The organism is Aedoeadaptatus ivorii (assembly GCF_900638585.1).
Taxonomy (GTDB): domain Bacteria; phylum Bacillota; class Clostridia; order Tissierellales; family Peptoniphilaceae; genus Aedoeadaptatus; species Aedoeadaptatus ivorii.
Genome location: NZ_LR134523.1, coordinates 383833 through 397635, shown reverse-complemented (window position 1 = coordinate 397635; position 13803 = coordinate 383833). Strand labels below are relative to the sequence as shown.

At 51.7% G+C, this 13803-nt stretch carries 14 protein-coding genes, 1 tRNA gene and 1 other RNA gene; all 16 read right to left on the bottom strand.

Annotated elements, in window-relative coordinates; translation table 11 throughout:
• Positions 1-196 precede the first annotated feature (196 nt).
• Positions 197-394 carry a hypothetical protein gene (locus EL294_RS01925; RefSeq protein WP_126464844.1) on the bottom strand — a complete coding sequence of 66 codons (198 nt, stop codon included), beginning with the start codon at positions 392-394 and terminating at the stop codon, positions 197-199.
• A gap of 627 nt (positions 395-1021) precedes the next feature.
• Complete coding sequence (locus EL294_RS01920; RefSeq protein WP_126464843.1) at positions 1022-1225, bottom strand: hypothetical protein; 204 nt, start codon at positions 1223-1225, stop codon at positions 1022-1024.
• Positions 1218-2003, bottom strand: coding sequence for a minor capsid protein (locus EL294_RS01915; protein WP_269471190.1), 786 nt, complete (start codon positions 2001-2003; stop codon positions 1218-1220). Before EL294_RS01915 ends, EL294_RS01920 begins: the two co-directional genes overlap by 8 nt.
• Positions 2004-2302: 299 nt before the next feature.
• Positions 2303-2378 (bottom strand) — tRNA-Val (locus EL294_RS01910).
• Between the two features lie 151 nt (positions 2379-2529).
• Positions 2530-3543 carry an ABC transporter ATP-binding protein gene (locus tag EL294_RS01905; RefSeq protein WP_126464841.1) on the bottom strand — a complete coding sequence of 338 codons (1014 nt, stop codon included), beginning with the start codon at positions 3541-3543 and terminating at the stop codon, positions 2530-2532.
• 1 nt (position 3544) lies between these two features.
• Positions 3545-4354 carry an ABC transporter permease gene (locus EL294_RS01900; RefSeq protein ID WP_164715178.1) on the bottom strand — a complete coding sequence of 270 codons (810 nt, stop codon included), beginning with the start codon at positions 4352-4354 and terminating at the stop codon, positions 3545-3547.
• Positions 4338-5198: an ABC transporter permease gene (locus EL294_RS01895; protein ID WP_126464839.1), complete on the bottom strand. Its 861-nt coding sequence runs from the start codon at positions 5196-5198 to the stop codon at positions 4338-4340. Before EL294_RS01895 ends, EL294_RS01900 begins: the two co-directional genes overlap by 17 nt.
• A 16-nt stretch (positions 5199-5214) precedes the next feature.
• On the bottom strand, positions 5215-6036 hold the full coding sequence (locus EL294_RS01890) for an alkaline phosphatase family protein (protein ID WP_126464838.1): 822 nt from the start codon (positions 6034-6036) through the stop codon (positions 5215-5217).
• Complete coding sequence (locus tag EL294_RS01885) at positions 6036-7148, bottom strand: ABC transporter substrate-binding protein (protein WP_126464837.1); 1113 nt, start codon at positions 7146-7148, stop codon at positions 6036-6038. Before EL294_RS01885 ends, EL294_RS01890 begins: the two co-directional genes overlap by 1 nt.
• Before the next feature lie 254 nt (positions 7149-7402).
• Complete coding sequence (locus EL294_RS01880) at positions 7403-7663, bottom strand: DUF4177 domain-containing protein (RefSeq protein ID WP_126464836.1); 261 nt, start codon at positions 7661-7663, stop codon at positions 7403-7405.
• A gap of 108 nt (positions 7664-7771) precedes the next feature.
• Positions 7772-8121, bottom strand: a transfer-messenger RNA (tmRNA) gene (gene ssrA / locus EL294_RS01875).
• A gap of 45 nt (positions 8122-8166) precedes the next feature.
• Complete coding sequence (locus EL294_RS01870; RefSeq protein WP_126464835.1) at positions 8167-9930, bottom strand: ABC transporter ATP-binding protein; 1764 nt, start codon at positions 9928-9930, stop codon at positions 8167-8169.
• An 11-nt stretch (positions 9931-9941) separates the two neighbouring features.
• Positions 9942-10727, bottom strand: coding sequence for a TraX family protein (locus tag EL294_RS01865; RefSeq protein ID WP_126464834.1), 786 nt, complete (start codon positions 10725-10727; stop codon positions 9942-9944).
• A complete protein-coding gene (locus EL294_RS01860; protein ID WP_126464833.1) occupies positions 10724-11902 on the bottom strand; it encodes a cation diffusion facilitator family transporter in 1179 nt (392 codons plus the stop codon). Before EL294_RS01860 ends, EL294_RS01865 begins: the two co-directional genes overlap by 4 nt.
• Before the next feature lie 27 nt (positions 11903-11929).
• Positions 11930-13180 (bottom strand): hemolysin family protein, encoded by a 1251-nt coding sequence (locus EL294_RS01855; RefSeq protein ID WP_126464832.1) that lies wholly within the window; start codon positions 13178-13180, stop codon positions 11930-11932.
• 3 nt (positions 13181-13183) lie between these two features.
• Positions 13184-13735 carry a DUF2140 family protein gene (locus EL294_RS01850; protein ID WP_126464831.1) on the bottom strand — a complete coding sequence of 184 codons (552 nt, stop codon included), beginning with the start codon at positions 13733-13735 and terminating at the stop codon, positions 13184-13186.
• Between the last annotated feature and the right edge of the window lie 68 nt (positions 13736-13803).

Genomic DNA, 13803 nt, shown 5'->3' with positions numbered 1-13803 from the left:
GAATAAGGGACGCCTTAAACGACATAGAACACACCTTACGCCGTTTCAAATATGGTGGACAGTACTGAAACTGAACCAATCATTAAACCCCTATAAATCACTAGTGAAGCCGTTTATAATCGAGCACCCCTCTAAACTGGGGGCTGATAGGGACGATAGGATGTACTTTTTGAAATCCGGACGCACCTCCGGACTCTTATTTTGTGGCGTTCGAATTTTCTTCATCAAAAATACCAAGTAGCTCCTCTACTTCTTCGCGAGACCTGGCATATTTCCGAGCAAACGTACGGGCGTTGCTCCTGACGCGCTGATACCTTTTCTTCTCCGGATTTTCTTCTTCCCATCTTCTTGACGCTCGAATTTGAGCATCACTTGTCTTTCTTTCGTTGTTCACGCTCAAGCTCCTTTTCTAGTCTTTTCTTTTCTTCCTGCAACTTTCCATTTTTAATGAATAAAGCGATGCACACCAAAATCGAGACGAAGAGCAATAGATTGAGTAAGTGATTTAACATTTTCCATGTGATAGAACTTTCTTATGGGTAGGGAATTAACCCCCACCCTTAAGCCATTTCAATTCTAGCTTTATGATCGCAAGCTTTTAACTTGTATTTGTTGGCACCCGTTAATTGCTTTTGGGATCCATACCCCTAAGCGATTTCTATCACTTTCTCACCTCACTTTCTATATGAATTATGACACGCGTGTTATGATTATGCAACCATTTTAAGTAATTGATTGAGGATTTGGATAATTTTTACAACCATAAACGAGGCACTTCGGCCGATTCCTGTTTACCCAGGATTTTGCATTGACGTGCCTCGCCTCTATACAATTACTACTTGCTCAAAGGCGTTGCCCACTTTCCGGCTCTTTTCTTCTCTTAAGTCATAAAATCACTTCAGTTTGTTCCAATTCTTCTTCATCTTTCTGCTCCTTTCGCCCCTTACAGTGCACGCCTGTAAGTTGCAACCTTGTTTTACTGCATCAAAAAAGCACACCAGCTATACCGTAAGATGTGCTTTTAGTTTTGGTTGTATATTTGATCATATAGCCGTTGGTATTTCATAGCCTTTTCTGTGGGCTCGTCATTTTCATCGAGATTTGACAAAAATAACTCATCAATCGCTAACAATAACTTATCCAAGTCGCCGTTATTCAATAATTCTTCAAGGTTGTTAATATCCTTACTCAATTCATTCTTTTGAAGCTCAGTGATGTTAATCATTTTTCTTGCGACCTCCTAATGGATTTACTTGAATCAATTTACCAGTTTTCGGATTAACAGACACAGACCCAACACCCATTATGCTATACCTCGTACTATGTTTGAGCCTCTTAATGTCATCGGGGGTTGACAATATTCGTATCGCGTGTTCAATATCCACTCCATTTCTCTTTTGTTCTACAGAACCAATCACCCTATTGATGAAATGCTTAGATTTCTTATTTATCACAACACCATCTGATGTCTTTAGCCCTATCAGTTTTTCGTCTATCTCTTTAGATACATCTTTATATAACTTAAAATCTGCAAATGACGTCAACTCACCACTTTTTATTGAACGTTTATAATGCTTTAATTGCTCCCACTCTTTCGTATTATTATACTTTAATTTTTGGAAGCTATCAAAGCTAGAGGGTACGTTCTTTTTTCCTATCGCTTCAATGTAATTCTCATATTGCTTTCTGTCACCATGACGGTTCTTCCATGCTTTTTCCTTAGCCAAATATTCCGGATCGTTCTCTACATAGGTCTTATGCCACTCTTCGTAATTCATATCGAGAGGCACATCATAGCTCTTCCCGTCTTCGCTTCTCGCTGTCCTCGTCTTTCCGTCTTTGTTCTCCCTGTAGGTGATCGTAGTCGATCGGCATCTCGGATGCATAGGCGGATAGTTTACGCCCGGCATAGCTTCGTCAATAGGAAAGTGCTTGCCGTCCATAGAACGGCATATTGCACTGGTCTTCATATCTAGGGTGGCCAAAAATTCATATTCCTTAATGCCCAGCTTTTTTTACATAAGCAGGTCAGCTATGCTTTCAAATAGGTCGTTTCCGTGTGATGTAGTGTGCGCGCCGCATGCTTTTTGTCCTTTCCCGGTTCGTTGGCCACATCGTCGCCGCAACTGATCTCGGTGCACTTTCTGCATTTGCTTTTGTACGGCGTTGATGTGCGCGCCATGATGTTCTGAGACGATGCAAAACCAGCAAATTGCAGCCGCAAATAACAAAAACCAAAGTTATGAAAACACGAAAAAACGGCTAAATTGCAGCGTTAGCAGCAACCAGCCGTTTATACAAATGGTGGACAGTACTGGGCTTGAACCAGCGACCTCTACGATGTCAACGTAGCGCTCTACCAACTGAGCTAACTCTCCGTAGCACAATATAGTTTACCAAGGTCGCCGACAGATTGCAAGCACTATTTTACAATTCCGTCATATGGATTCGGTTTTGTTATGCCCATGCGGTGTTCGGGTTAAGTTCTCGTAGGGCCGGCATTGGTCTTTTCGGGATTCTGCCGCCTACTTATTCCAGATCCAGCACATTTCTCCTTTCGAACTCGACGCCGACCGCTTCGCCCGGCTCGTACAGATTGTGGGTGCGAAAGAGGGTATCGATTTTCAGGACGATTCCGTTGCTTTCTACCAAATACTCCAACAGATTTCCCTTGGGAATGCGGTCGCGCACCCGCCCCACCAGGCGAATGTAGTCGTCCTTTTGGGGCGTGTCTTCGCCCACGATTTGGATCGCCTCGGGACGAATGGCGACGGCGCCCGTCCTCGTCTCGCCGGTCATGGTTTCGAACGCCTGTGGCTGCAGGACATTGTAGTTGCCGACGAAGTTGGCGACAAATTCCGTACGGGGCCGCGTGTAGAGGTCGATGGGTGTGGCGATCTGCTCGATTCTCCCGTCGTTTAAGATGGTGATATGGTCGCTCATCAGCATGGCTTCGTTCTGGTCGTGGGTGACGAATATGGTGGTGATGTTCAGTTGCTGTTGAATGTTTCGGATGGATTTTTGCAGGCTCTTTCGCAGCTGCGCATCGATGGCGGAAAGCGGCTCGTCCAATAGGAGCACGCGGGGCTCGGTGACCAGCGCCCGCGCCAGAGCGACTCTCTGTTTTTGCCCGCCGGAAAGTTGGGACGGCGCATAATGTTCCCGCCCCTTAAGGCCGACGATTTCGATCATTTCGGCGACTTTTTTTCGTATGGTTTCCTTGGGCATCTTCTGCATTTTCAGCCCAAAGCCGATATTGTTTTCTACGTTCATATTGGGAAAGAGCGAATAAGACTGAAATACCATCCCCACATTTCGCTCCCCGGGCGCGAGATCGTTGACGATCTTATCGCCGATGCGGATGGTACCGTGATCGACGCGGTTAAATCCCGCCAAACAACGCAGCAATGTGGATTTTCCGCAACCGGAGGGGCCCAAGAGGGTGAGGAGCTCCCCTTTTTGGATTTCGAGATTGATGTCTTTGAGCACATAGTGGGTGCCGTCATAGCTCTTCTGTATGTTTTCAAATGCGATATAACTCATCTTAGTTCTCCTTACTCCCGTTTTGCGGGGACGATTGTCGTGCGTTCAAGTGGTTGACCAGGGCGGAAAGCGCCAGCATTACCACACTCATAATCGTAGAAATGGCGGCGGCGGTGGGACCGGAAACGCTGAGCATGCGATTGAGGAAGATGCCCAGGGTCTCATAATAGGAACCCGCCAATATATTTACGAGCACAAAGTCCGCAAACAACAGTCCCGCCGAGAGGAGCATCGTCGCCAAGAGTCCCCGATAGGCGGCGGGTACAATAATGGTCACAAAGGTGCGGAGAGAAGAGGCGCCGAGGATTTCCGCCGCCTCGAGCATAGGCGTCATATCGATGGCGGTCAGGGTGTTTTTGACGCCCTGATACATATACGGGCAGATTAACACGCAGTAGGAGCAGACGAGCAGAAAGATCCGATTGCCGTAAAAGTTCTCGGAATTGCCGTATAAGACGATCAAGGAAACCGCCATAATTACGCCCTGGATCCCGTACGGGATTTTGGAGACCGCATCCATGATGACTTCCGCTTTGGGATAGTAAACCCGGGCCGCATATAGGGCGAGGAGCATAATCATTACGGTAATCAAGACGGGGAGGACGGAGATCAAGACGGTGCGGATCAACACCGGCCATATCTCTGTGGCGGTAAACAGTTCCCGATAAAAATCGAAGGTAAATTCCCGTGGTATGATCTTGGTAAAATCCCTGAAAAAGCTATACACCACGGTCATAAAGAGCGGCAGTATCAAAAATAAGCCGATCACCACAAAGGCGAGGATATCGAGCAGTTTACTGTTTTTCTTCACGGACTTCCCTCCCCTCTCGATTGCTACCGGCGAGCAATCCCAAGCCATTTACCAAGAGCATGATCAATATCATAATCACCGAAAGGGCACTCCCGGTTCCCGGCTGCTGCACGATATCCCCCGTAAACATAGAGGAGATTTGAATCGGCATAAGGGGGTAGTTGTTCCCCAACAGCGCATAGGGGGTGGCGTAGGCCGCCAATGCGTTGGCAAACAGAATCGAGAAGGTGCCGAAGAGCACCGGCGATAGAATGGGAATGCCGATATACAGCCAAAAACGAAGGGTACCGGTCTTTAAGAGCTGTGCCGCTTCCTTGTATTCGTCCTGGATCATGGCGAATGCCGGGTACAAGAGCAGCGTGCCCAAAGGAATCTGAAAGTGGATAAAGGTGAGGAGCAGGCCATTGGTGCCGTAGAGGTCGAAATCGGCGAGAAAGCTCCAACCCAAAGCCTGGCCCAAGAGCACCAGCACGCCGGAATTGCCCAGGATGATCATAAAGGCGAAGGCGAGCTGAATGCCCTGAAAATTCGACGTCATATTGAGGACATTCAAAAATACCTTTTTTAAGACGCCTTCGTTGTTATAAATCACATAGGCGCCCATAAAATCGAGAATCAGGCCGATAAGCGCACTAAAGAACGATACTTTCAGGGAATTGGCGATGCCCATAAAATAGTAGGGATTCGAAAAAATCTCTCCATAATTGGACATCCCGATAAAGGCACCGCCATTGTCGAAAAAGCTTTTCCACAGAATAGAAAATAGAGGCAGGAGAATATAAAAGAGGGCCAACACCCCGAAGGGGAGGAACAATAGGAGCGGAAGTTTTGCGTCGGTTCTCATTTTCGATCCTTTCCTTTTACATAGAACGGCGGGCAACCCCCATGGGGATCATCTTTTTCGAAGGGGAAAGCCCCAACAGATACAGGCAGAGGGGCGCCACCTCCCGTTGCGACCGCTGTTGATCGCGAAAATCGCCGGGCAGTATTTTTTCCGAAAAGATATAGAGCGGGACAATCCGCTCCGCATCCGATGCGCCGTTGTGAAAGCGGAGCGGATTCATGCCGTGATCGGCGGTCACGACGACCTGATAGCCCGCCTCCCGCCACAGCGGCAAATAATCGCTGAGTGCCACGTCGACATTTGCCGCCGCAAAGGCATATTCCGCCGCGTCCGATCCGTAGGCGTGGCCCGCATCGTCTACATTCATGGGGTGCAGCAGGAGATATTCGGGTGCATATGTTTTGATAAAATAATGCGCGTCGGCAAAGAGATGGTCGTCGGGATATTTGTCGTTCCAATAGAACGAACCCAATGCGATCTCCCCCTCGCCATCTGTAAAAAATCGATCTTCGCTCGGTCGAAAGGGCGTATGGTGATACAACTCGCTGACCCACGAATAGGCACAGGCAGCCGTTACGCCGCCTGCCTGTCTCACAATGGAAAATATATTTTCTTCGCCGCTTCTCTTGGGAATGCCGTTGTTGGTAATGCCGTGCTCGCGCGGCGCGAGGCCGGTCTGAATGGTCTCATACAGGGGACGCGACATCGCCGGCAGCTCGGAGATCACCCGGTAGGTGGCACACAAACCCGCCTCGGCGAGGGATTCCAAATAGCCCATATGGCGAAAAGCGGTCTGTGCATTTAGCCCGTCCAGTACGATTAGAATCAGTTTCTCCATTACTTCTTTGCCTTGGTAAGGACTTCGGCCTGCCATTTTTGGCCGAGTCCCTTCGCCGCCTCATCCCATGCCTTCATATCCTTAATGGGTTGTGCCTTGGCATACAGCGAATCGTCCAGGAGCATGTCCTTGACATCCGCCGGCAATTCCACATCGTCGCGAATGGGACGGGCGTACCCCTTTGCCAAATTGATCTGTCCCTGGTCGGAAAGAATGTATTCCCGCGCCAATGCCGCCGCATGGGGGTGGGGCGCCCTGGCGTTAATGATCGTGGAATACCCGGATTGCACCGCCCCGTCGGAGGGGATGGTGACTTCGAATTTTAGATTCGGATTGCTTTCTTCCACTTGTTTGGCGTAGTTTAGACCGTTAAAGTCCCATACGAAGGCGACTTCCACCTCGCCCTTTTCCAGTCGCTGCACGGAGGGATCGGAGAGGTCCAAACGGCCCTGCTCTGCGAGCTTGGCGAAATAATCGAAGCCCGGTTGCAGATTCTTCTCGTCTCCGCCATTGGCGATGGCCGCGGAAAGGAGGGCGTTTTGTGCCTGGGTAGCGGCGTTGACATCGCCGATCGAGACCTTATAGTCCCCTTCCAGTACGTCGGCAAAGGATTTGGGCGGATTCGCCACTTTGGTGGTATTCGTAATGATGGCGATGGTGCCGTAGTACGCGATAATCCAGTCGCCGTCGTCGTCTTTTGCCCAATCGGGTACCTTGTCCCAGTACGAGGTCTTGTACTTGGCGGAGACGCCCTTTTCTTCGGCGACGGGCCCGAAACTTTGGCCCACGTCGCCGATATCCTTGGTGGGATTGGATTTTTCTTGCTCAAACAAGGCGATCTCTTCGGCGGAACTCATATCCGTATCGGTGTGTTTCAGGGCATACTTCTCGGAAATCTGATCCCAGGTGTCCTTCCAGTTAGCCCATGCATCGGGCATGCCGATGGATTGGATTTCCCCTTCTTCCTTCGCCTTCTTTTCGAGCTCTTCCACGCTGATCGAAGAGAGATCCACCGGTTTCTCGGCCTCTTTTGCGCCGCTTCCACCGCACGCCGTCAACAACATCATCATTCCCAATCCGCCTACCGCGAGGCTTCGCTTCCAGTTTTTCATAATTCCTCCTCATATGCCCCCGCGTCGTATCGCGCCGCGCGTGGATCCGATTTTGCGTATACCGCAACTTTATACATCGGCTCCCAGTGTATCTGCTCCTTGTTTTATCCCCATTATTCAAAAGTTAAGGTACAGTTATTTTTCGGTAAATTTCGGAATGATAATTTTTTGTCTTTCTGCACAAAAAAACGAGACCGCAAATCTGCGATCCCGCCAATCGAAATGTATATCTTTTATAGATTGCGGCGCATCCTTTATCGGATCGCCTCGAACACCAGTGTCGCCTGGATTCGATCGCCGCCGAGCAAGCCGGTACTGCCGCCGTGGCTGGTGGTCATGGTATGCAGCCGGTAGCCTTTTGCCGCCTGTTCGTTGATGACCTCTTCCAATTCGACCAGATTGCCGGATCCGGTGCCGATAAACTTTTCTTTCAGCGTCACCTGTAAGACCACATACGGCAAGTCTTTGCCAGATGCGACCGAATAGCTGGATTCTCTTTTCATATCTTCCGTCATAAAGTACCTCCTTATAGAGCGCAGTATATCAAATCGAAACGCATAGCGAAACCGGGAGCATAGAAAAAGGCCGCGTGACAGTATATTGCCACACGGCCTTTTTTGATTTGGTGGAGACGGCGGGGGTCGAACCCGCGTCCGAAAATCCTTCCACCGGAGTTTCTCCAAGCTCAGTTTTTCCTGAAATTTCCCCTATACACGAGGGAAAAACAAAACTCGTCTATAAGGTAGCTTCATAGATTCCGTTCTCGGGGCAAAGCTTGACCGAGCGCGTTTCTCCACTGAATTGACACTTCCCCGAGCCGTGGACCTCTCGGTTCCGTGGGTAGCGTGTTTACGCTGCCAGTGCTACGTTGTTGTCGTTAGCATTTAAAGTTTTGAGCCATTTTAACGTTGCCTGACTCATCAACGGCTTGCTACTCCGGCTTCCGAATCCCCGTCGAAGCCATTTCGTCCCCATGGGTATCTACTTATGATACCCGACGATTGTATATTTGTCAAATTTACCGATTTTCGAAACCTGCTTCCAAATTGCCGCCCTTGGTGTAGAGGTGATGATACAGGCCCTGCTTTGCCATCAGCTCTCGGTGGTTGCCCTGTTCTACGATGCCCGCGTCTTTTTGAAGCACGAGGATGGTGTCGGCGTTTTCGACGGTCGAGAGGCGGTGGGCGATGGTGATGGTGGTGCGCCCGGCAGTGAGTTCTTCGAGGGAGTTTTGAATGATCATCTCGCTCTCGTTATCCAGTGCGCTGGTCGCCTCGTCGAGGATCAAGATCGACGGGTTTTTCAAAAATACCCGCGCGATGGAAATGCGCTGTTTCTGCCCGCCGGACAGTTTGACGCCGCGCTCGCCCACAAAGGTCTCAAATCCCTCGGCGAGGTTCATAATAAAGTCGTAGGCGTTGGCGAGTTTGGCCGCCTCCCTTACCTCGGCGTCGGTGGCTTCGGGCCGGCCGTAGCGGATGTTTTCCATAATATTGGTATTAAAGAGGTACACATCCTGCTGCACCATGCCGATATTGCGCCGAAGGCTGTTGAGGGTAATCTCGCGCACGTCGATGCCGTCGACGGTGACGGCCCCCGCATCCACGTCGTAAAACCGCGGAATCAGATTGCAGATGGTGGTCTTGCCCGATCCGCTGGGGCCCACCAGTGCCACGTTTTCGCCGGGGCGGATGGAAAGCGAAAAGTCCTCCAATACGGGGAATTTCCCCTCGTAGGCGAAGTCGACATCCCGAAACTCGATGGCGCCTTCGGGGTCTTTGAGTACCACGCCGTCCGCCGGATCGACGACGTCGCTTTCGATGGACATAATCTCTTGAAAGCGCTCGATGCCGGTGAGTCCTTTTTGGAAGGTCTCGGTAAAGTCGATCAGCCGGCGCACGGTCTGTACCATGGTCGAAACATACATAATATAGGCGACCATATCGCCGGGTAGGATCTCGCCGGCCATCATAAAGAAGCCGCCGCCGATGATGACGATCAAATACATAATGCCGTCGAAGTTGCGGGTGACGGCATTAAAGCCCGCCATGGATTTGTAGAATTCCCGCTTGGTCTCTAAAAAGCGCATATTTTCGTTTTCGAAGCGCTCTTGTTCGATCCCTTCGTTGGCAAAGCTCTTGGTGACGCGAATCCCCGAAATGGAGTCTTCGATGGTGGCGTTCAAATTCCCCATCATCTGCCGCTGTTTTCTCTGTGCCGAAAGCATCTGCAACCGGAATTTGCGGGCGGCGATGAGCATGATCGGAATCATAAGGTATAAAAATACGGTAAGTGGCAAATGCACCGAGGCGAGGACTAGGAAGGTCGCGACGACTTTTAAGACGCCGATGGAATATTCCTCCGGCGCGTGGTGCGAAAATTCGGTGATGTCGAAGAGGTCGTTGGTGATGCGGCTCATAATCTGGCCCACCTTCATATCGTTGTAGAAGGAGGCACTCAGGGTCTGCAAATGGTTGTAGACGTCTCTGCGCATATCCTTTTCGATATTCGCCCCCATCATATGGCCGATATTGGTCATATAGTAGGCGGCGACGATCTCTATGATTTTGATGACCAGAAAGATTCCCGCGAGCCTCAGGATCAAATCCGGCGTAATGAGCCCAATGTCTTTGACGCCGAGATTGGTCAAGTGGCGGAGTATGATCGGAAGCGCAATCTCCGACACCGTGGTGAGCCCCGCGCAGAGCAGGTCGGTAAAGAGAATGCCCCGATAAGGCGTAAAGTACGGGCGAATGGCCCGCAAGCGATCGAGAAAAGTCATAGATCTCCTTTCTAGAAAATCAACGAAAGCAGGTATAAAAAGAGCAAGTGCAGGGGGTAAAAGGCATAAAATGCGTATTTATGCCCGCGCCCGCGCTTTCCGTTATAGAGCCAAAGAAAAGGCAGCGAAAGATATACCGTACCGAATAGGGGCGCCTCGAACCAAAAGCCGAAGAGCGTCGCCGAGAGGGTGCGGAATCGATCTTCACGCGCCAGGTAATACAGCAGTATGGCGCCGATGCCGAAGGCGCCGTAGTCGAAGCCGCAAACCGCGGAAAGAGCGGCGATGGCCAAAAAAACGGCCGTCGATGCGACGATCTTCGGCAGCCGTTTCCAATCCGTGTGCCGAATTCTTTCTAGGAGCACGACGAGCGCCGCCCCCGCCACCAGGGTAAAATACACATTCTGATGTCCCCATTCTAGGCCGCCGTTTGCAACCAAATCGAAGGGGATCTCGGAAAGAACGCCGAAGAGAAAGAGCCGAATCAGCTGTTTTTTATAGTCGCGGGTGAGAAAGAGACCCTGCACCAAAAAGAAGCAGAATATGGGAAAGGCGATGCGCCCGAAGAGCACCATAAGATTGCCCGCCAACAGGCCCGGGGAATCGTAATACTGAAAGGGCAAAAGGCCCCCCACCTCGATCCCCAGGGAATCGCGCAGCACGCCGCCCTGGGCCATATGGTCGAAGAACATAAAGAGGCAAGCAAAAAATTTCAGTGCGTTGCCGCTGAGGCCGCCCTCTTTCGACCAAATCGCCAAGAGCCGCTTTTTCTCGTCGGGATTGTAAAGCGCGTTCATTCCTGTGCCCCCAACAGATCCTGATAGTCGGGATCGTAGGTGGTGATCAGCGCGTATTCGGGGTGCTTTTCGGCGACCTTTTGACGCAGCCTTCTGTCGATCTCTTCTTCTTTTCCTTCCATCGCCATGGGAACGAGTACGTCAAATACGAGATTCAACCCGTCCTTTCGGTCGACGATGCGAAAATCGTGTAGGTCGAGTTTGGGGTGAATTTCTCGCAAGGTCCCCTTCAGATAGTCATAGAGCGCATTGCTGCGGGGGTCGTCGATGCGGATGGGGTCGATGTGTATGGTGGCATCCAGCTGAAATTCCTCCGCCAGTCGCCGCTCGATCTCGTCGATGTCCTCGTGGATCTTGAGCACGTCCCATTCGCTGTTGACCTCCACGTGGACGGTCAAAAAGCGCTTCTGTGCACCGTAGTCGTGGTAGATCAAATCGTGTACGCCGATGGCGACGGGAAAGCTCTCGATAAAGGCGAGGAGCTCTTCGATGAGGGCGGGGTCGGTCTTTTCGCCCAAAAGAGAATCCACCGTATCGGTCAGGCTCTCCCAGCCGCTCTTTAGGATCACTCCTGCCACGAGCAGGCCCACAAAGCCGTCGATATTGAGGCCGAACAGCTTTTGTACGCCCACCGAAAGCACCACCGTCGAGGTGGCGAGCACATCACCCCGGGCGTCATAGGCGGTGGCGATCAAAAGATCGGAGCCCATGCGCTTTCCCAGGGCGAGATTGTAGGCGAAGAGGAGAAATTTTGCCCCGATCGAAAGCAACAGCACCACAAAGGCGACAGGCAATACCTCCATCGCCTTGGGATGCAGTATGCTTTTTCCCGATTCCCAAAACAGGCTCGCCCCCGTCCAGAGGATGATCAGGCTCACCACAAAGGACGCCAAGTACTCCATGCGCGCATGGCCGTAGGGATGGCGGCGATCGGCGGGCATGGCGGCGAAATGAAAGCCCCCCAAAGAAATCAGGGAGCTCAACAGGTCCATGGAGTTGTTAAGCCCGTCGGCGACCATCGAAATGGCGCCGGAAAGCGTGCCTACCACAATCTTCGATGCCGCCAGGGCGAGATTGGTCCCGATCCCGATCAAAGACGCCTCTCGCCCCATGCGACTGCGCGCCGCCGCATCTCGCGCGTCGGGGAGCTTTCTCTGCATATATCGTTCAAACATCGCGCTCACGCTCCTTTCTTCGCTTACCTACAAGCGCTCTCGTAGGTCCATCTTCAGTTTGGTAAGCTTGAGACCCTGCATTTCGTTAACGGTAAAGACGATGTCCCCGTAGCGAATCACCTCGCCCACTTTGGGAATGCGGTCCAACTGCTCGATCACAAAGCCGCCGATGGAGTCGGATTTTTCGCTTTCCAAATCCAATCGGAAGTGGTCGTTCACTTCGTCGATCCGAAGCTCCGGATCGATCAAAAATACCCCCGCGTCCAAGAGAATCATGGCGCGGTTTTCGAGGTCATACTCGTCATCGATATTGCCGACCAGTTCCTCGAGGATGTCTTCCATGGTGATTATGCCGCTGGTGCCGGCGTATTCGTCCACCACCACGGCGATAGAAAGATTGCGCGCCTTCATTTCGCGAAAGATCCGATCCGCCACGGCACTCTCTCCGATAAAATATGGATCCCGAAGCATTTCTTCGAGTTCGAGTTTCGAGCCGGTGGCGAGGGTGCGCACCACGTCTTTCATATAGAGGATGCCGATGATATTGTCGATGGAATCGCGGTAGACGGGCACGCGGCTATACCGGTTTTCGCGCAAAAGCGCGAGGATCTCGTCCTGCTCCGCCTCTACGTCGAGGGCGACCACCGAGGTGCGGGGCTTCATCATATCCGATGCGGTGGCGGAAGAAAAGTCGAGGACATTGTCGATATACGTGCGTTCGGCGCTCTCAAGCACCCCTTCTTCCTCGCCCACCTCGACCAGGGTCTTAAATTCTTCCTCGGTTATGGTCGGCTTATCGCCCACGTCGGGAAAGAGCAGGCGATTGACCCAAGTGGTGAAGGCGCCCAACAAGAACACCGCGGGTTTTAGAATGACTGAGATCACAGAGATCGGCTTGGCGATCTTTTTGCTGACCAGTTCCGGCTGTTCCTGCGCCACGGTCTTCGGCATCACCTCGCCGAAGACCAAGACGACCACCGTCATCACCGCCGTCGCCACCACGGGTCCGCTGGCGCCGAGTAGGCGGGTAAAGAGCACCGTCGCCACGGCGGACGATGCGATATTTACGATATTGTTTCCGATCAAAATGCTCGAGATCATGTCCTGGGGTTTTTCCAGGAGCCGAAGCACCATCAGACTGCTCTTGTCGCCTTCGGTCGCCGCCTGGCGCAGGCGGATCTGATTTGCCGATAAGAGCGCCGTCTCGGACGAGGAAAAGAATGCCGAGGCGGCGGTTAAGAGTACGATAACTACGCCGTATATGCCGATTGAATCCATGCTTTATTCTCCCATTGTTCCCTCAAAAATATAGCGACCTTCTGCCGAATCCATCTCTATGGCCTTTAGATCTCGAATACCGCCGATCGCCCACATAGCGGGGTCGATGACGATCGATCGGCGCGCGGAATCGAATGCTACGCCGTCTTTTTGAAACAGCCGGCTCGCCATCGCCACGGTCTCCGCCGGCGGCAGGGGAATTTGTCCCAGCTTCGCCTCTTTTACGGCGAGCTCGATGCGGCCGTCTTTTGTCGCGCGGGGTTCGGTGCGCACCGAAAGCGCGCTGGAGATGCCGTAGGCTTCCACCGGCATCGACATGCGAATGCCATCGCCCGCCTCTACCGTTCCTTCGATTCCCGCCTCCGAAAGCCCTCGATCAATGACGCTTCGAAGTGCGTCCGCTTCCATCGCGATCTGAATATTTCCCTTTTTGGGTATGGTTTCTTCGGTCTTTACCTCGCCCGTAGGCCGCGCGAGGAACAGGACGGCGGCGAGTATCAGCAAATTCAATGCCGCCAGGATCCCAAATGCCTTTTTCCAATTGCGTTGTTTCATTCCCGTCTCCTATGTTATCATCAAGAAAGAGAGTTTTACTCCCGATAGATGTATCATACTATATCCCA